Here is an 18643-nt window from a genome sequence, read left to right as displayed (position 1 = left end):
GCACCCTACACCACCTACGATACCACCACGCTACACGCCAAGGCGCTGATTGATGCGGCTTTGACGCAGGCATAGTCCCACCATCATACCAACTCAGCTCTGCCAGTCCGCGCCGTTTGGATAGAGAAATACCTTGCAGTCCTGGCATGATTGGAAGCTATCGAAGGCCGTGCGCCAGTCCGCGAGCGCATAGCGGCCGGTCAAGACCGAGGAAAAGTCGAACGACCCGCTTTGGACCAATTCGACCGCTCGGCGCCAAGTCTCTGGACCGTTCCAACTCCAGGAACCGCGAAGGTCCAGCTGATAGAGCGAAATGGCATCAGGTTGAACGGTGATAGGTTCGCCCCACAGGCTAATGACCGAAATCTTGCCGGCGCCGCCGCGGCCTTCTGGACTCCGGCGAGCACAATCTATTCCGTGCTGAAAGCCTGTCGCGGTGGCCGAACATTCGAGAACAAAATCGGCGCCGCGCCCCTCGGAAAGCTTAAATATCGCCGCCTCCGGATTGTCTTCCGAATAAAGAACGTGATTGGCGCCGACCTGTTTGGCTATGGCAAGACGGCGCTCGTCAATGCCTTTCCGTCCGATGACTACGATAGTCCCCGCGCCTTTGAACCGGGCCATCTGAACGCCAAGCAGCCCCATCGGTCCGGGGCCAACGACCACGACAAAGTCACCCGACATCACTGTGTGCCGCTCCTCCATGGCGTGCACGGTCGCAACCATGGGTTCGGTAAAGCAGATATCGTCGAGCGATACCGTTTCGGGATACACAAATATCTGGGCTTCGGGCACGCTCATATGCGAGGCAAAGGCACCGTTGCGGGTAACGCCCAACCAGCCCGAGCGCGTCTCGATGTCGGCGGCAATGCGGTCCCCGACCTTGACAGTGCGCACATCGGGTCCCACCGCCTCGATAACACCGGAAAATTCATGACCCAGGGTAACGGGCGCCTTATAAAAATGCCGGTCCTTTTCTATCAGTACATCGCTGCCACATATACCTGCCGACCATACTTTTACCAATACCTCGTCACCCTCGAGGACCGGGAAACTGCCTTCGACAAGGTCCAAATAGCCTGCTCCGGACTGGGTCTTTTTCAAAGCCAACATGTCTTGCGACTCCTCCGTCTGTTGATGGTACTGAAAAAATGGTCGTGCTGGCGCGTCGGTCAGGATTCAGGTGATAAATCCGCGCCCGCTTCCGATTGGAAAAAGCTATTGGCCCGGCGCAGATGGCCGGTCATCGCAGTCGCCGCCCCATCTGCATCGCCCGATGAGATCGCCTGGAATATGCGTTCGTGCTCTTCAGTGGTCACGCGCTCCGCCCCGGGCACGGCAACCAGGTCGTGCTTGAAGCGCGACAGCCATTCCAGAATGCCGCGCAACGTCGCGACAATGAGCCTGGTTGCCGCTCATTTCAGCGATCTTCACGTGGAAGGCGATGTCGGTAGCAACAAATTTCGGAGACTGCCTGGTCATCCCCTGAAAGGTCTTCAATATTGCGCCAAGGCTCTTCAATGTCGCTGGCAGTTGCACGCTTGGCCGCGAGCGCAACAAGGCCAGTTTCCATGAAAATTCTGGCCTCCTTCAAATCCTCCATGCCACGCTGGTTTGTTGCCAGCATCATGACCATCGCATTAGAGACCTGATCGATAATCTGATCGGCGGTTGGCTCAACGACGCGCGCCCGCTCACCATGCGAAATAATCACCAGGCCCATCTGCTGCAATGTCAGCATGGCTTCCCGAATTGCCGGACGACCGACCCCGAACCGCTCCATGAGCTCCCGCTCCGAAGGCAGTTGCGAACCGGCTGGATATTCCTGTGAGGAAATCGCCGCGATCAGCCGGTCGAGGATTTCCTGATAGAGTTTTTTCTTCTTGAGCGGCTCAACGCCAAGCCGACTATGGGTGATTGTCAATTCATGGCACCTTTCCAGTTCTGCAGTGTAACGACCTAGCACCTGACAACCAGATGCATAATAGCGCCACCTGAATAAAATTCCAACTGGTATGATGACACTATCTCGTGCTACCGCTAAACATGTCGGATCGGACGGATTGCTGCAAACACCGACATTTATGGGTTTATGCTGTCACGGTGGGAGGCGAGCGGCTGGATGGGCACTAGTGATGACTGGCAACAACGCAACAATAGTGCGTTTTGCGCATTGGGCCTTGGTGGTTGCGCCATTGAAACCGGGACCAACAGTTTTTGTGCAGTGTGTGGCGACACGCACTGGGACCGATCTGGTGATTTGTCATGACGCGACAAGTCTCGGTTTCAACGGCGGCCTATGATGGCTACAGCATGGATGTCGCTATCGCCGAGATTGCCACAACAGGGGCAAAATGGATCGAACCGGCGTTCATCAGCGGCTATGTCGCGTTTGATGAATCGATATTTTGTGAGCAGGAGGGCACGCGGCTTGCCAGCCGACTGGCAGCATCCGAGGTTGAGGCACTTGCGGTTTCCGCCCATACAGATCTCGGTGCCGATGGCGCGGCAGTTGCTTTACGCCGACGAATAGACTTCTGTGTCGCCGTCGGATCATCGATCCTGATCACCAACAGTTCTGACTGCCACCACCCGACCCAGTGCGTCGCCAACATCGAGGCAGTGCTCCCGGTCCTTGAACAGGCTGGAATTGTCCTGGCGCTTGAAAACCCTGGACACGGCACCGACAGCCTGCTGCCGGACGGAGCCTGCATTTGCCGTATTACTCGAAAAAATCGGCTCGCGATTTGTGAGGGCCAACTACGATATCGGCAACGCATTCACCTACAGCAATGAAGCCATTAATGTTCTCTCGGACCTTCGGATCGCCTTGCCATACTGCGCCCATCTGCATGTGAAGGACGTCACCGCGGACGACCATGATTGGCGATTCACCGCGATAGGTGATGGTGACTTACGATATGGCGCCGCATTCGACGTGCTCGACACGTTGGCACCAGAAGTGCCCATAGGGATCGAACTTCCACTGCGACTCAGTCGCCCTGGGCGCGGCGACCCGTCGAGACGATCCGAGCGCGTGCCAATACATGAAATACGCCAGGCGCTCTCGCGCTCGTTACGGACAGTCAATGGCGGCACTCGAGCCACTACAAGGTAACCTCCCGGCTGCGCTCACCGCAACCAGGATGGCGATGGCGCCGTTTTCAGCACCATCGTGTCAAAATCTCAACTGGCATGATGACATACTAATCATAACATGCTAGAGAATGACCTTCGCATCAGACGGAGTCCGCCGGCACAGGCCACTGTACCGCGGTCGGTGACCCTGCCTGACGATGCGTCAAACGCGGATATATTCCAGGAGTAAAAAATGAACCAGTCAGTGTCCGTTGCCCTGTTTGGAGCCTGGCGGCAAGATGGGGTTCCGGATCACCAGGAAACTGGTGGATGCCGGCTATGACGTCCGCGCGGTGGAGGTTTCCGAGTCAGGCCGCCAGCGACTGGCAGACGTCGGGATCAACACCCATGATACCGACATTGCTGTGAAGGGAGCCCGCGTCGTTCTGCTCGCCCTACCCGACAACCTCATTGGCACCGTCGCCGCCGACCTGTCGTCAAAATTACAGTCGGGCACCATGCTGCTGATCCTTGATGCCGCCGCACCCATGGCCGACGATCTGCCGACTGATCGTCCCGACCTGACCTATTTTGTGGGGCATCCCTGCCATCCGCCGCTATACGGTGATGAGACGGCGTGGGACGCCCGCCGCGACTATCATGGTGGCATCGCCAAACAGTCAATCGTTTGCGCCCTCATGCAGGGACCCGAAGAGCACTATGCGCTCGGCGAGGAAATTTGCCGGACCATGTGGTCCCCGATAATAAATTGCTATCGTCTCAGTCTAGAGCAACTCGCCATTCTCGAACCCGGTCTGTCAGAAATGATCGCCATGCCGTTCATCGACACAATGGTTGAGGCTGTGGACATCTGCGCCAGCAAATATGGCATCCCCCGCCAGGCCGCCTTTGAATTTCTGATCGGCCATCTCAACGTCGAAATCGCCATGTGGTTCGGATTTTCGCCAAAGGTGCCATCAGACGCTGCATTACGACTGATGGCGTTCGCCAAGCGGGTAGTCGTCAACGAGGATTGGCGCGATGCGCTTGATCCGGCCAAGGTCAAGGAAGCAGCCCAACTGATCGCCAACACCTGACCGAACGTCGACAGTGGAACGTGACAGAAGACGCTTGCGTGCCTTCAGTCACCACCTGGGAGGATATGCCTTGAGCAAGCTAAGAGGCGCCATGATTGGTGTCGGATTTTTCGCCGTCAATCAACTCAATGCCTGGCACGACATCGAGGACGTCGAAATCGTCGCCATCTGTGATCGCAATCCTGAACGCCTAAACAAGATGGGCGACCGGTTTGCCATTGCAGCAAGATATCAAGATGCGGCAGAGATGTTGGCGAGAGAACAACTCGATTTCGTCGATATTGCCACTACGGTATCAAGCCATCGAACATTAGTGGAGTTGGCGGCAGATCACAAAATGCCGGTGATCTGTCAAAAGCCATTTGCCACATCCTTGCACGATGCACGTGCCGTGGTGGCCACATGCAATGCGGCGGGGGTGCCGCTGATGGTGCATGAAAACTTCCGCTGGCAGACACCAATTTTGGCCGTTAAAAATATGTTGGCATCAGATCGCATTGGACGCCCATTTTGGGCCCGCTTCAGCTTCCGGACAGGCTATGACGTTTATGCCGGTCAGCCATATCTGGCGGAGGGTGATCGATTCATCATCGAAGACACCGGCATCCACCTGCTCGATGTCGCCCGCTTTCTGCTCGGCGAGGTGACTACCATTGCCACCAGCGTACAGCGGATCAATAATACGATCAGAGGCGAGGACGTGGCAACAATGCTGATGTCCCACGCCGCCGGCGCAACATCTGTGGTCGATTGCTCGTTCGCGAGCCGACCCGAGTTCGATCGATTCCCCCAAACCCTTATGGAGATTGAAGGCGAGAAGGGAAGCCTGCGTCTCGACAGGGACTTTTCACTGACCGTCGTGGATTCAGAAGGAACGTCGCGCGCCGACGTTTCACCCTTCTTGCTGCCGTGGGCAGAGCGACCATGGCATAATATCCAGGAGAGCGTGCTGAATATCCAAAAACATTGGGTCCAATGTCTGCGCTTGGGAACAGCCCCCGCGACCTCCGGACACGATAACCTCAAGACAATTGCACTGGTAGAGGCGGCCTATGAAGGAGCCAAATCAGGGACGACTGTGCGGCCAGGTCTTTGATACTACGAGGCGTGGCCAAGAAAATTTGTTGGTTAATGGCGCGCCCCACCAAACCCAAAATCCACCAGCAACTATGTCCAAAGTCAGACTTGATAGCCTTAACCAGGAAGCACCGATGTCACCAACCCGACCAACCATTCCCGATATATCGGGCACCGCAGTGCTTATCACCGGCGCCTCCACCGGGATCGGTGCCGCTCTGGCCAAAGCATTTGCAGCGCAAGGCGCGCGAGTAGGTCTACACTATAATAGTAGCGGAACTGCCGCACGGGCGATTGGCGCAGAAATTGAGGCCACCGGCGGGACCGTGTCCCTGATACAAGCCGATGCTACCAGGCCAGGCGAGTTGGCACGCGCTGTCGAAAGTACCGCCAAAACTTTTGGTCGGTTGGACGGATTGATCAACAATGCCGGCGGCATCGTCACCCGCCAACCCTATGAGGAATGGACCGACGTGACCTACGACGCCATATTGGATCTCAATGTGCGTTCGGTGTTGTCGGCCAGCAAGGCCGCGATCACACACTTGAAAACCCGGGGCGGGTTCATCATCAACACAACCTCAGTTGGGGGGCGCAATGGGGCAAGCGGCGGCGCGGGTCTTTATGGCTCATCCAAGGCCTTCATTACCAATGTTACGCGCGGCATGGCCAAGGAACTGATCCCGTTCGGCATTCGGGTCAACGCTGTATCGCCGGGCGTCATCAACACGCCATTTCATGAGCGCTATTCAACCAAAGCCCAGCTCGACGCCTTGGAAAAAGCCATTCCACAAGGCCGTATCGGTGTGCCCGAAGATTGCGTCGGCGCCTATCTTTTCCTCGCCTCGGCAACCCTGTCAGGCTATATCATCGGCCAGACTATTGAGGTCAATGGCGGCCTGATAATGCCCTGACAGAGCACGCAGTTTCGACACTGTCGCTGGTGCGTTGCTGCGGGCAGCCGACGACGGTTGACCAGGAGACATTACTCATCTTGCACGACAATGGCGATATTATTGCCACGTACGACCAGCCCCGGCGCTCGCCGACAGAATAGTATCCCCGATACTTGGTATCTGACCAGAACCGGTTCCTTCCTCGGATCGTCCAGAAAATGCACGCGGCCTGCCGGTTGCCCTGCCTCAACCGCCGAATAGAGGGCATGGAACGGCTCGAAAACGCCGTTCTCGGGTGCGTAGTGATGCCCATCCTGACCAGGAATATGAACCAGACGCGTTTTGATCGACGTTTTGTCACCCGCCTCCGATTGATCAATGACACCCAGATGTGCCAGCACGTTCCTGACGCCGTTGCGACACACCGCGACATCGTCAATCGACACGCTGCCCGCCCGTCCCATTTCCGTGCCAACAGAGATCAGTCCACGCTTGCGCGACGAATTGAGCGAGCCACCGCCATTGTCCGAGGGATGACGATTCACAACCGTCAATGGCGCATTGAAGGCAATGTTTGCCGCCATCGTCTTGGCATTCAGATCCGGGTCCGACGGGCAGTACACCATGCACGAGGTTGCAACATCCAGCGAGCTGCCGCCCGAGTGCAGGTCCAGGAAGGCATCACACATTGGCATGATAACTGAATCGAGATAGTGCGTGATCTGATAGGTCGGGCTACTCGAGGGATCACCCGGGAAGCATCTGTTCATGTTCTTGTCGTCCAGCGGCGACATGCGGTTTCCGGCGAGAACCGCAGGAAGATTGAGTGCTGGCAAGACGATCAACCGACCCTCGATCATTTTTGGGTCCCAGTCACGGATGATCTCACCCATGACAATCGGCCCCTCATATTCATCGCCATGAATGCCGCCAACGAGAAGCACCGTCGGCCCCGTCCCGTTTTTGAGCACCGCCATTGGTATCGGCACCACGCCCCAGGCGTCGGTGTGCGGTGAAAATGGCAAGTTCAGAAACCCGGCCTGGTGGCCGTCCTTGTCGAAATCAATCTTGGTATGAAGAGTCGTGGTGGCGGACATCTTGTCCCTTTCACATTTGCTTTTGTGATTGTGTATTGGTCAATCAATTGGATAGTGGCAGGCTACCTGATGGCTTTTCGACAACGTGCGAAGCACCGGTTTTTCGATCGTACATTTGTGCTGCGCCGCAGGGCATCTTGGATGAAACCGACATCCCGAAGGGATCGCAGCCGCATTGGGCGCTTCCCCCAACACCGCAACTTTGGGTCGACTTCGCCGCGCCATTTTGGGTACCGCTTCGAATAGCGCATGGGTGTAATGATGCCGCGGACGCGCGAAAATTTCCGATACGTCGGCGATTTCACAAAATTGGCCCATATACATCACCCCGACGCGCGAGGCGATGTTCCTGACCACCGACAGATCGTGCGAAATGAACAGATAGGTCAAATCCCGTTCGCGCTGAAGATCGATGAGTAAATTGAGCACCTGGGCCTGGACCGACACGTCCAGCGCCGACACCGGCTCGTCCAAAACCAGAAATGACGACTTGGTCACCAGGGCGCGGGCAATGACGATGCGTTGGCGTTGCCCCCGGAAAACTGATGTGGATATCTGTTGCCGTGCGCCGGGTCCAGACCGCATTCCCGACTAACTTCAGCAACACGCTCGCTTATCGATATCTTGCGTCCAAACGAACCTCTGGATTGTTCATTGGCCGCCGATCGATGCACCCTGAGAGGCTCGCCGATAATGTCGGCAACTTTCAGGCGCGGATTGACTGAACCATACGGGTTCTGGAACACCATCTGCATGTGCTGCCGATACGGCAACATCGCCCGGCGCGAGATCCGCGATATGTCATCGCCCTGAAAGATGATCTGCCCGGCATCGGGCGTCACAAGACGCATCAATAGGCGCGCCAGGGTACTTTTGCCGCAGCCGCTCTCGCCGACAACAGCGAATGTCTCTCCCCGCCGAATCGTCAGGTCCACACCATCAACGGCGGGCACGAACTGCGGCTCCCAGCGCGGCACCGGACCGTGCCACTTGAGGTTTTGGCCGATCCCCGAACTCAGTTGGAAGTGCTTTCGCAAGCCAGCGACTTCCAACGCCACATCATTGACTACGCTCATCTGTCGCAACCTTTCTTCAGCAAAGGGGCTTGTGACAGGCAACCGCCTGCCCATTAGCCGAAGTCGTCAATTTGGGTCTAACCGAACAAATCGCCGGATCGGCAAATTGACATCGATCGATAAATTTGCAGCCGGTTGGCAGATTGGCGAGGCTGGGCATGGCGCCCGGGATTTGATAGAGGCGCCCGGTACGCTGCTCGGTCGTCGGAATCGAATCCATCAATCCCTTGGTATAAGGATGTTTTGGGCGGTCCAGCACATCATTCTTGTTGCCGATTTCGATAATGCTGCCCGCGTACATGACCGCGATACGATCAGCAATTTCGGCCAGAATCGCCAGATTGTGGGTTACCAAAATGAGCGCGGTGCCATGCTGATCTTTCAAACGGCTCATCAAGTCCAGAATTTGCGACTGGATAGTCGGGTCCAGCGCGGTCGTAGGTTCGTCCGCGATAAGCAGATCGGGCTCCATGGCAAGTGCGGCCGCGATGCTTGCCCGCTGCTGCATGCCGCCACTCAATTCATGTGGATAAGCCTGCGCCCGTGCCTCCGGCGTGGGAATACCAACCTGCCGCATCGCGTCGATGGCGCGCGACATTGCCTCTGCTGTCGATAGCTTCCGGTGGTACTTTATCCCCTCGGCAATCTGGCGACCGACCCGGTAAACCGGATTTAACGTCGACATCGGATCCTGAAAAATCATGCAGATGCGGTTGCCTCGAATTTGACGGAGCTTCTCATCTGTAAGCGTCAGTAGATCGTCACCTTTGAAGATAACCTCGCCTGAGGTGATTTTGCCCGCAGAAGCCAGGAGCCTTGGTCAATGCAAAGGCAATCGTAGATTTTCCCGCCCCCGATTCACCGACGAGCCCAAGCGTTTCACCCGCACCCATCGAAAAACTCACATCGTCGACGCCAATCAGGTTGCCACGGCGGAGTTGGAATTCAAGCGTCAAATTTCGGACATCCAGAATGGAACCGTTATCGCTCATGTCTCAACCCTCGGGTTGAGGGTATCGCGAAGCCAGTCGCCAAACAGATTGACCGCAAGGACAAGCAGCACCAGCGACAGCCCGGGAAAAACCGAAACCCACCAATAACCAGAAAACAGAATTTCATATCCATTCAGGATCAGTCGCCCCAGAGACGGTTGTTCTGCCGGCACCCCCACCCCGAGAAACGACAAGGCTCGCCTCGAGAATAATAACTGAACCAAACCTGATATTGGCGATGACAATGATCGGCGGTAACACATTGGGCAGCAAATGCCTGGACAGTATGGTACTCGTGGACACGCCAATCGACTCTGCAGCCTCGATGTAGCCACGTTCCTTTTCGACCAGCACGCTGCCGCGCACGGTTCGGGCATAAAGCACCCATTCCACAATCACGATGGCTATGATGATGTTGATCACCCCCGGCGACCATATAGCCATGATGAATATTGCGATCAGAATGGCAGGAATACTGAGTCTCAATCTCCGCGATCTGCGTGATCGCGCTATCAACCCAGCCACCGTAATAGCCGGATATCAGCCCAAGCGTGACACCAACTACCATCGAGATCACAACACCGGCGACCCCCACCAGTACGGACACGCGAAGCCCGTAAATGATTGCCGACAACACATCGCGCCCCTGCTGATCGGTCCCTAGCGGATAGTTCCAGTCGCCACCCGGCTGAAAGGCGGTGGGTTTATAGGCGTCCAGCAGCTGCAGGCTCATCAGATCATAAGGATTATGGGGTGCGATCAATGGTGCAAATATCGCGGCAAACAGCATGATTAGAATGACGATGGCGCCAAATTTAGCGCTTGCCGAGCGATTGAAGTCGAACCAGATATCGCTGTCACGAAATTTTCTGGACAGTGCAAGTACGTCGGTCATTTTGCTGATCCAGTCGACAGAACACGAACCCGGGGGTCGAGAAATGCGTAGGTTACGTCGGTTAAGAGATTGACGAGTGAAAACATCACCGCAACGATCAGCAAATAACCCATAAGAACCGGTCGGTCGCTCACATAGATCGAGTCGATCAATAGTTTTCCCATACCGGGCCAGGCAAATATTTGCTCTGTAACCACGGCATAGGCAACGGTGTTCACAAAATTCAGACCGGTAAAAGTTACCACCGGAATCAGGCTGTTTCGAAAGGCATGCGCCATAATTACCTGCCCTGATGGCAGGCCCTTGGCGCGCGCGAAACGTACATAATCGGAGGCCAGGCTCTTCCCTCATGGTTGTGCGCAGGAGGCGCATCAACGTGGCGGTGGTGGCCACTGACAGGGATATGGCGGGCAAAAGCAGATGTTTGAGCCCATCCAGTGTTAGAGAGCCAAACCGCAAACCCCAAATTGTTACAATTTCGCCACGACCCGAGGAAGGCAACCAACCCAACATGACGGAGAATACCAGGATCAGCATGATCCCCAACCAGAATTGCGGCACCGATATTCCAAGTATCGACAGGCCCATCAAACCACGGGCGCCGGGTGCCTTGGGATATACCGAGGCATAAATACCGCCACACAGGCCAAAGACCAACGACAGAATTGTCGAGAATATGACCAGTTCCAATGTAGCTGGCATCCGCTCGAAAATCATCTGCAGGACCGGCGTTGACTGGCGCCAGCTCACGCCAAGATTGCCGTTCAGCACCTCACGTAAAAAGTGAATGTACTGAAGACCAATGGACTGGTCCAAGCCCATCGCACGGCGCATCGCGTCCATCTCCTGGGCAGTCGCATTCATGTCGACCATCGTAAAAACCGGATCGACGGAGCCAAAATAGTTCATCGCGAAAATGACGAGAGACACAGCGAGCAGCACAATGATCATCTGTAAAAACCGACGGATCAGGTACATGAGCATTCAAAATTACCCCAATACAGACAAAGCATTGTCGAAGGCGGCCCGCCCGTGGGCGAACCGCTATTACGCTAGAGCGTCCTGAGGTTAGTTTAGTGTGGCATCGGACATTGTCATGAACCCGTCAGCGCGGGGTTCCCACTGAACGCTGTCGCGCATGCCATAGATGTCGAACTGGTAGTGCAATGGAAGATAAACCGCATCCTCCATGATCAAGGAAACAGCACCCTCCAGATAGGCACGCCGGTCATCCTGGTCAGTGGTTTGATTGGAAAGTTCAATCAGCCTGTCGACCGCAACATTGGAATAGCCAGGATTGAAGGCACCGAATGTGCCGTCGTTGCTGTGAAAATTCGACTCAAGATTGCCTGAAATGTCGGCGGTGGGTGTTACATGGCTGAACACCCACATCGAACCGTCGCCCGCATCGCCTTGCTGGTAGATGGCGGGCCCGAAGACTGAAGCCGGCCGACCACGACACGTTGCCTGGATACCGATCTTGGTGATCATCTGGGTAACCGCCAGGCAGATCTGTTCGTCATTCACATAGCGATTATTGGTGCTATCGATGGTCAGTGGAAATCCATCGGCATAACCGGCTTCCGCCAGCAACGTTTTGGCATGCTCCGGGTCATAGGGGAGCCGTTCGATACGCGGATTGAAGCCCAGATGCTGACGTCCCGCCATCTGCGTATTGATCGTAGCCTTGCCATTCATGACAACTTTTATGATCGCGTCTTCATCGACAGACTCGATTATCGCCTGCCGAACCCGCCTGTCCAGCAGTGGATTGTCCATGCCGGGGATGCCCGGGGTTTGTGCTCGAATGGCGTCAAAGCGGTAGCCGACAGTTCTCATGCCTTCGACCGCAATCGACGAGACGCCGTCACTGCTCTGAAGCCGGGCTTCATTTTGAGGCGAAATATTGGATGCAATATCGACTTCGCCCGAGAGCAGTGCCGCTACCCGCGTCGGCTCACTGGATATTTCGCGGAAAGTCAGCTTTTCGATGCCGACATCGGGACCCCACCAGTCATCATTGCGCACGAGCGAGATATGATCACCCTTGATCCATTCGACAAACTTGAAGGCACCTGTGCCCATCGGGCTATTGCTCACCGCTTCGATGCCGCCATCGGCCATCAGTTTTTCGGTGTTTTCCTTGTTCATGATAAAAGTGGTGCGCAGCGACCGAAGCAGCGCCCCAAATGGCTCCTTGGTCTTGATTTCAATGGTCAATGGGTCAACCACCGAAGTCGAGGCAATGCAGCAACTGATATAGCCAACGCCACCAAAGCCACCCTCTGGCTCCCAATTCGCCACGCGATCAATCGAGAATTTTACGTCCTCAGCCGTCAAATCCGCGCCATTGTGGAATTTGACGTCAGGCCGCAACTTGAATACCCACGTGGTTGCGTCCGGCGTTTCCCAGCTCAGGGCCAGTGCCGGGACAACATTCATGTCCCGATCCATGCCGACCAGCGTATCGTATATATTCGAGCTGATACTGGCAGTCGGGATATTGTTATTTGCCTGTGGGTCCAATGTATTTGGGCTTTGCGCCTCAGCAATAATCAATTCGCCTTCGGCAAACGCCGAACTCGATGACATTGCAACACAAAGCACGATCGCGCCTATGCCAATCCATCTGTAATTCATTTTGATCTCCTCAATCGATCCATTTTTCAGAACTTTTTATTTGAATGCGGACCCAAAGAACTTGATTCGGTTGGTGTGCGATCATTTTAATGATCACCGTAAGAAACTGATGTTTTGGGCCAGCTAGGCTGGGCCGTTTTCAGCAACTGTACGCCGCCATGACGTCTAGTAGCACGTCGTAGTTATTATGTCATCATGCCAGTGGGCAATTTGTGCAATTTGTTACGCCTACCAGCGCGGCAGTGGCGACGACCCATGCGCAACCCCATGCCGGCCGCCTCACAAGACCCCCGGGGCTAGCGCCGGTGATTGCAATGCTCGATGAAGGTCGCTATCTGGGCCTCAAGGCCCTGAACGACTTCGTAAGAGAGACGAACCGCGTTGGCCAAAATATTTCTATTGCCGACCGAAGTGGGCTTACAGGGGTCTCAGTCACCTGACTTGAAGTCGATGTATAATAGTGGACCTAGGCTGGGCAACGAGCGACCGGCTGAAGAAAGGCCTGGCGCTGAACGCCCTGCGACGAGCAATTGCGCTACGCCAGCCAATGCCTGGGCTGATCCATCATTCGGACCGCGGCGGTCAATATTGTTCGCATGACTACCAGAAGCTGCTGAAGGCCCACGGCATGACCGCCTCGATGAGCGGCAAGGGAAATTGTTTTGACAATGCCATGGTCGAGACGGTGTTCAAGACGATCAAAAGCGAAATGGTCTGGAGAACGATATTCCAGACCCGTGCAGCCGCAGAATTGGCCCTTGGCCGATACATCGATGGCTTCTACAATCCCCATCGGCGACACTCCGCATTGGGATATAAATCGCCGGCATCATTCGAGGCCATGATGGCCATCACAGAGTGAAAGCCTCTCCACTAAATCCGGGCAAGTCCAATGCCGGTGGTGCAGCACATTGGCTAACTGAAAACCCTAAAGCCTAGCGCCTGCTTGTCTGGAAGAAAAATTCAGTTAACTACGAAAGACTTGCGATGAAAGTAATTTAGTATTGTCGAATCAAGCCCGAATTTCATTACCAGCACCAGTCTGGGACTTGACAAACGAAAACGAATAGGCCTGGACTTGTTTTTAGCATATAAGTATTTGATATTAATAGATTTTTATCGATATATAGCAGAGTTAAAATCTTTGGAAAAAGCAAGATTATAGACTAAGTCTCTTGCATCGCGGCACGTTTTGCACTACCAATTGGTCGTCGCTTAATGCGAACAAAAAGGCCCCACTCTTTCGAGCAGCGCCCTCCTAGTTGCTAGATTAGGACTTCTTGGGACTCCGCCTCTGTAAAGGCCGATTCCGGCAGTGGGAGCAAACGTGCTCCCGCTGTCCTGGTCTTTTCCGCCAGTAGTCCCGGACAGAAACAGGTCGATGGATAGAACATGCAACTCGCATGATGCGCTCCATAGCTTACGCTAGGTCTAAGCCCAACCACTCCCCCAGCGGACCAGTCCGCCGAAGCCATGCTCCTCCCCAGTCGTAAGTGCGCCGGGCAGTCGCGGAGGCGTGATTTCCATCATCGAATTCACTTTTAAGCCGATTCAAAACCCGCGGCAACAAATAAACGCGCAAAAACGCCACCTGGTGGCGCAAAACCTAAAACGGCCAAAGGGGTAGCCTCTATGCCTATCACAGCCATGCAGCCTTGCCAGCCAATTTGAGAGGTATGCAGGCGAGGGGTTCACCTGATGTTCAGCCTGTCGGGAGAAATGTCATGATGGATCACCCAACGGAATAGCGTTAAGAGTGGACGACCGTCACAACTTAGGCGGTTCCGTTACATCAAAAGAAGATATTGTGGGGGCACAAGTTGGGGGCAAAAAGGCTCAATGCCTTTGTAAATTATCTAATAAATATCATACACTTATCGAAATCAAATAGGGCTGGCGGAGAGAAAGGGATTCGAACCCTTGAGACGGTTCCCCGCCTACACACTTTCCAGGCGTGCGCCTTCGACCACTCGGCCACCTCTCCGCATCGTGGTTGGGTCCGGTGGAAGCGTCCGGTCCGTATCGGCAATGCCGGTCACGAGCGGGCGCACTATAACCATCGCGCGTCGCTTCGCAAGGGATCACGGCAAAGAGATTTATATTGTTTTTTTCGGCAGACGCACCCATTTTATACACAGTCTGATTGCAAGGTAGATGAATAGGCGCAGCTCGGGCCGAAATTACCCGGCGCTGAAGGAAATTTGCAAGCACCGGACCGTGAAGGGAAGATGATGCGGTTGTTTTTGCGGATATTGGGCACGTGGTTCCTGGGGCTGGCACTAGTGCTGTTGGTAATCGATGGCACAAAGTCCTTGGCTGCAAACGCTGTGTTTCTGACCTCGTTTGGCACCATTTGGTCCAGTTTGCATTCTCCCAGTCTTGACACTGTACACTCGTTTCTCGAGGGGCGTTTCTTTGCAAATTTTCTGGAGCGAATGTTTTCCGCGATTTTGACCTATCCAGCGTTTGCCGTGCTGGGCGTTCCGGGTTTGGCACTGGCGCTTTTGGGACGTTCGCGCAAGGCAACGCGCTATGAAATACCCGGCCAGTTCTGACCTATTCTCGCCGCAACACGACCTGACGATTTCTCGAAAAGGAGTTCCGCGATGTTTTTCAGATCAAGGCCCAATACGGTACCTGCCGCCAAAGATGCGCTGCCGGGGCGACAGTCGGACATGGACGTAGCGCCGTCCAACTTCGTTAATTCTCATCCACTCAAAGGGCCTTATCCCGATGGGATGGAAACCATCTATTTTGGCCTGGGCTGTTTCTGGGGGGCGGAGCGACTGTTCTGGCAATTGGACGGGGTTTATGTAACAGCGGTTGGTTATCAGGGTGGGGCAACGCCAAACCCGACCTATGAGGAAGTTTGCTCGGGACGAACCGGCCACACCGAAAGTGTGAAGGTGGTGTACGATCCGGCCAAAGTGTCGTTGGACACGTTGCTAAAGACGTTTTGGGAAGAGCATGATCCGACCCAGGGAATGCGTCAGGGCAATGACGTCGGCACTCAATATCGCTCGGCTATCTACACTACATCGGCAGCGCAGGCAGACGGGGTAAATTCCAGTCGGGCGGCGTATGCTCAGGCGCTAAAAAGCAAGGGACTGGGCACTATTACTACCGAGGTCGCCCCTGCCGGGCCGTTCTATTATGCGGAAACCTATCATCAGCAATATCTCGCTAAAAACCCGGCTGGATATTGCGGTCTTCGCGGCACCGGTGTTGCGTGCCAGATCGGCACTGGAGCGGTCGTCTAATCCATGGTTTCTCGCGCCGATTTTGAGCGGATTTGCATACAATGGCGGGGCGTTACCATCGTCGAGCAGTGGGACAGTTGCGTGGCCAAGGTGGGTGGAAAAGTGTTCGGCCTCAAGAGCGACGGCGGCAATGGCGCAATCTGCTTGAAGGTTCGTGAGACCAGCTTCGAAATACTGACCGCCATGCCCGATATTGGTCAGGCGCCCTATTTTGCCAAGCGCCAGTGGGTTAGCATCGCAGCCGACGCATTGTCTGTCGCCGACATTGAGGCTTATCTCAAGGCATCATATGATTTGGTTGCTGCTGGTCTAACCAAGAAGTTGCAGCGCGAGCCTGGGCTTGTTGGCCTGAACAATAGTTCGACGCGTTTACACGGTCTATTTGTTGAGACTCAACACTACTTGTCCAGCGTTTTGCGTATGGCCTACACCGCGATATGCTGCTCTGGCACCCATACTCCGACGGACCAAGGCATTCTGCTCTTTTTACGACGGCATCGGGCCATGTTGATAGTCCCCGACCTACAACCACCTCGTTGCGGCGCAGTCTCCTCAAGGTGGTTTTGGCGGCACGAATGAGGCGGTGTGTGTTGGAACCGGCGCGCTGTTAGCCTGAGGCCAAACCAGCTTGACGCCTCGCACTTTTTCGCGCATCTAGTGGCCCGCGGCGGGTGTAGCTCAATGGTAGAGCCTTTTGCTTCCCAAGCAAGTGACGAGGGTTCGATTCCCTTCACCCGCTCCAGTTGCCATTGCGACAGGTGCCAGTTTTGTTGGCGACTCTGTTGTTCCTTGAACATTCAAATATTGCCAATCTTGATGTAGATCTGGTGGACGACATCGTCGTTGAGGCGGCATAGGGTGGGCGAATAGCTGAAACCAGTTTACCGCGCGCTGAAGCCCTACCGTTCATGGGCACTTTTTGGCACCGCTTGGAATATACTCATGGCGTTCGGTCATGATTTCGCTGGGCCATGTGATGCTTGTCGTTGTGGCATAGGCGTGTCGAGATTTGGCCGCCATTCTGCAATTTGTGCAGATAGACGGCCTCCTGATTGAGAGATCGCCAGGTTCGTCTTTGAAGTTGTTGTCGAAGTAGGGCGGCACGGTGGATCAATACTGCCCCAAATTTCTTGTCAGGGTTCGCAATCGCCACGGTCCATATCAACTGCAATCTCATCATGCGGTGCGCCAAGGCGACGAAATTTATTCGCAACAGGCGCGACATAGGCGTAATGACCGTCTCAAAGTGGAGTCGATCGTGTCCAATCCAGCATCAAACACACAAGAAGTAGCGGCGAGCCAAGCCAGAGATCCCGCGAGCGAAACGACGTTCGTCATCATCATGGCTGTCAGTCTTGGCCATCTCCTCAATGACACGATGCAATCGCTTATCCCTGCGCTTTATCCAATGCTTAAAGATAGCTATGGGCTCGATTTTACCCAGATTGGCATACTGGGCTTTGTGTTCCAGATCACCGCCTCGCTGTTGCAGCCCGCGGTGGGCATCTATACAGACAGGCGCGCCCTGCCATACTCGTTGGCAGCGGGCATGGGAATGTCTCTTATCGGCCTTATTTTCCTCGCCTTTTCGACAACCTATTCGACCCTGCTGATCGGCGCGGCTTTTGTTGGCCTCGGCTCGGCTGTTTTCCATCCCGAAGCCTCGCGCGTGGCGCGGCTTGCCTCCGGCGGCCGGCATGGCGTGGCACAATCGCTTTTTCAGATGGGCGGCAATGTCGGGTCCGCGATCGGCCCGTTGTTGGCCGCGTTCATCGTGCTGCCGCGCGGCCAAGCCAGCGTTTCGTGGTTTTCAGTCATTGCGCTGATTGGCATGGTGGTGCTTTTTGGCGTGGGGAAGTGGTATGTGGCCCATCGCGCTGCCAATGCGACGCGAAAGGTGATGGCACCGCTCCAGACATTGCCGCGCACCGTCGTTATCAGAACGATCATAATCCTGATGGTGCTGACAATATCGAAGCATCTGTACCAGACGAGTATTGCGAGCTTTTATACATTTTACGTGATCGACCGGTTTGCTGTGTCCATTCAGGACGCCCAGATCCTGCTGTTCGTGTTTCTCGGTGCCATTGCCATCGGCACTATTGCAGGCGGACCGATTATGGATCGGTTCGGCACCCGTTTCGTTATCTGGTTCTCAATCCTGGGTGCGCTGCCGTTTACGCTCGCACTGCCCTATGTCGACTACACCTGGACCATCATCCTGACCTTCGTCATTGGCGCTATTCTGGCGTCGGCATTTTCGGCCATTGTGGTTTACGCACAGGAATTGGTGCCCGGCCGCGTCGGGCTGATTGCCGGTCTATTCTTTGGCGTGGCGTTCGGCATCGGTGGTGTGGGCGCGGCGGGTCTAGGCATGTTGGCTGATCACACCTCGATTGAGTTCGTCTTCAAGGTGTGTGCCTATCTGCCGTTCCTTGGTCTATTCGCGATATTTCTGCCGCCGATAGGGAAGGGACGCGGGCGCTGGTAATCGCGCCTTGTGAAACCGGATTTTTCGGCGAGGGCCGTCGCCGA

17 protein-coding genes, 2 tRNA genes and 5 pseudogenes are annotated in these 18643 nt (G+C 55.2%); 10 read left to right on the top strand and 14 right to left on the bottom strand.

Annotation, left to right across the window (positions count from 1 at the left end; genetic code table 11):
• Window positions 1–93 precede the first annotated feature (93 nt).
• From PSQ19_RS10825 to PSQ19_RS10815, 3 genes are read right to left on the bottom strand one after another with little or no spacing between them, the layout of a single operon-like run.
• On the bottom strand, window positions 94–1113 hold the full coding sequence (locus PSQ19_RS10825) for a zinc-dependent alcohol dehydrogenase (protein WP_282217736.1): 1020 nt from the start codon (window positions 1111–1113) through the stop codon (window positions 94–96).
• Between the two features lie 59 nt (window positions 1114–1172).
• Entirely contained in the window at window positions 1173–1388 is a 216-nt protein-coding gene (locus PSQ19_RS10820; RefSeq protein WP_282217735.1) for an FCD domain-containing protein, read from the bottom strand.
• A 32-nt stretch (window positions 1389–1420) separates the two neighbouring features.
• Window positions 1421–1924: a GntR family transcriptional regulator gene (locus PSQ19_RS10815; protein WP_282217734.1), complete on the bottom strand. Its 504-nt coding sequence runs from the start codon at window positions 1922–1924 to the stop codon at window positions 1421–1423.
• 711 nt (window positions 1925–2635) lie between these two features.
• Here PSQ19_RS10815 and PSQ19_RS19835 point away from each other — a divergent pair.
• The 4 genes and pseudogenes from PSQ19_RS19835 (at window position 2636) to PSQ19_RS10795 (ending at window position 6166) form a co-directional block, all read left to right on the top strand.
• Complete coding sequence (locus PSQ19_RS19835; protein WP_407648980.1) at window positions 2636–3118, top strand: sugar phosphate isomerase/epimerase family protein; 483 nt, start codon at window positions 2636–2638, stop codon at window positions 3116–3118.
• Window positions 3119–3331: 213 nt separating this feature from the next.
• Window positions 3332–4175 (top strand): annotated as a pseudogene (locus PSQ19_RS10805) (phosphogluconate dehydrogenase C-terminal domain-containing protein).
• A gap of 70 nt (window positions 4176–4245) precedes the next feature.
• Complete coding sequence (locus PSQ19_RS10800; RefSeq protein WP_282217732.1) at window positions 4246–5271, top strand: Gfo/Idh/MocA family protein; 1026 nt, start codon at window positions 4246–4248, stop codon at window positions 5269–5271.
• Between the two features lie 115 nt (window positions 5272–5386).
• Window positions 5387–6166: an SDR family NAD(P)-dependent oxidoreductase gene (locus tag PSQ19_RS10795; RefSeq protein ID WP_282217731.1), complete on the top strand. Its 780-nt coding sequence runs from the start codon at window positions 5387–5389 to the stop codon at window positions 6164–6166.
• Window positions 6167–6237: 71 nt separating this feature from the next.
• Here PSQ19_RS10795 and PSQ19_RS10790 read toward each other — a convergent pair whose 3' ends face one another.
• From PSQ19_RS10790 to PSQ19_RS10750, 10 genes and pseudogenes are all read right to left on the bottom strand, one after another.
• Complete coding sequence (locus tag PSQ19_RS10790; RefSeq protein ID WP_282217730.1) at window positions 6238–7245, bottom strand: succinylglutamate desuccinylase/aspartoacylase family protein; 1008 nt, start codon at window positions 7243–7245, stop codon at window positions 6238–6240.
• A 39-nt stretch (window positions 7246–7284) separates the two neighbouring features.
• Entirely contained in the window at window positions 7285–7743 is a 459-nt protein-coding gene (locus PSQ19_RS10785) for an oligopeptide/dipeptide ABC transporter ATP-binding protein (protein WP_282220682.1), read from the bottom strand.
• A gap of 21 nt (window positions 7744–7764) precedes the next feature.
• Window positions 7765–8321 (bottom strand): annotated as a pseudogene (locus PSQ19_RS10780) (ATP-binding cassette domain-containing protein); the annotation flags it as partial.
• A gap of 16 nt (window positions 8322–8337) precedes the next feature.
• Window positions 8338–9075 (bottom strand): ABC transporter ATP-binding protein, encoded by a 738-nt coding sequence (locus tag PSQ19_RS10775; protein WP_282220681.1) that lies wholly within the window; start codon window positions 9073–9075, stop codon window positions 8338–8340.
• Between the two features lie 7 nt (window positions 9076–9082).
• Window positions 9083–9313, bottom strand: a complete 231-nt coding sequence (locus tag PSQ19_RS10770; protein ID WP_282217729.1) for an ATP-binding cassette domain-containing protein — start codon at window positions 9311–9313, stop codon at window positions 9083–9085.
• Between the two features lie 123 nt (window positions 9314–9436).
• Window positions 9437–9757, bottom strand: coding sequence for an ABC transporter permease subunit (locus PSQ19_RS10765; protein ID WP_282220680.1), 321 nt, complete (start codon window positions 9755–9757; stop codon window positions 9437–9439).
• 346 nt (window positions 9758–10103) lie between these two features.
• Window positions 10104–10208, bottom strand: a pseudogene (locus tag PSQ19_RS10760) (hypothetical protein); the annotation flags it as partial.
• Window positions 10205–10546, bottom strand: coding sequence for an ABC transporter permease (locus tag PSQ19_RS10755; protein WP_282220679.1), 342 nt, complete (start codon window positions 10544–10546; stop codon window positions 10205–10207). The gene PSQ19_RS10755 and the pseudogene PSQ19_RS10760, both read right to left, overlap by 4 nt.
• 19 nt (window positions 10547–10565) lie before the next feature.
• Window positions 10566–11186 (bottom strand): annotated as a pseudogene (locus tag PSQ19_RS19830) (ABC transporter permease); the annotation flags it as partial.
• Window positions 11187–11276: 90 nt separating this feature from the next.
• On the bottom strand, window positions 11277–12848 hold the full coding sequence (locus PSQ19_RS10750; RefSeq protein WP_282217728.1) for an ABC transporter substrate-binding protein: 1572 nt from the start codon (window positions 12846–12848) through the stop codon (window positions 11277–11279).
• Window positions 12849–13314: 466 nt separating this feature from the next.
• Between PSQ19_RS10750 and PSQ19_RS10745 the strand changes: the two are divergent.
• Window positions 13315–13710: pseudogene (locus PSQ19_RS10745) on the top strand (DDE-type integrase/transposase/recombinase); the annotation flags it as partial.
• Between the two features lie 1032 nt (window positions 13711–14742).
• Here PSQ19_RS10745 and PSQ19_RS10740 read toward each other — a convergent pair.
• Window positions 14743–14832, bottom strand: a tRNA-Ser gene (locus tag PSQ19_RS10740).
• A gap of 244 nt (window positions 14833–15076) precedes the next feature.
• On the opposite strand from PSQ19_RS10740, the gene PSQ19_RS10735 reads away from it, so the two are divergent.
• From PSQ19_RS10735 to PSQ19_RS10715, 5 genes are all read left to right on the top strand, one after another.
• On the top strand, window positions 15077–15403 hold the full coding sequence (locus tag PSQ19_RS10735) for a hypothetical protein (protein WP_282217727.1): 327 nt from the start codon (window positions 15077–15079) through the stop codon (window positions 15401–15403).
• Window positions 15404–15454: 51 nt separating this feature from the next.
• Complete coding sequence (msrA, locus tag PSQ19_RS10730; RefSeq protein ID WP_282217726.1) at window positions 15455–16108, top strand: peptide-methionine (S)-S-oxide reductase MsrA; 654 nt, start codon at window positions 15455–15457, stop codon at window positions 16106–16108.
• Window positions 16109–16111: 3 nt separating this feature from the next.
• Window positions 16112–16687 carry an MmcQ/YjbR family DNA-binding protein gene (locus PSQ19_RS19395; protein WP_328517644.1) on the top strand — a complete coding sequence of 192 codons (576 nt, stop codon included), beginning with the start codon at window positions 16112–16114 and terminating at the stop codon, window positions 16685–16687.
• An 88-nt stretch (window positions 16688–16775) separates the two neighbouring features.
• Window positions 16776–16850, top strand: a tRNA-Gly gene (locus PSQ19_RS10720).
• A 600-nt stretch (window positions 16851–17450) separates the two neighbouring features.
• Window positions 17451–18599: an MFS transporter gene (locus PSQ19_RS10715; RefSeq protein WP_282220678.1), complete on the top strand. Its 1149-nt coding sequence runs from the start codon at window positions 17451–17453 to the stop codon at window positions 18597–18599.
• The last annotated feature ends 44 nt before the right edge of the window (window positions 18600–18643 follow it).

Origin of the sequence: Devosia algicola, assembly GCF_028816455.1 — a bacterium.
GTDB lineage: Bacteria > Pseudomonadota > Alphaproteobacteria > Rhizobiales > Devosiaceae > Devosia > Devosia algicola.
Note: the sequence above shows the minus strand (reverse complement) of the source record. Positions and strands in the feature narration are given on the sequence as shown.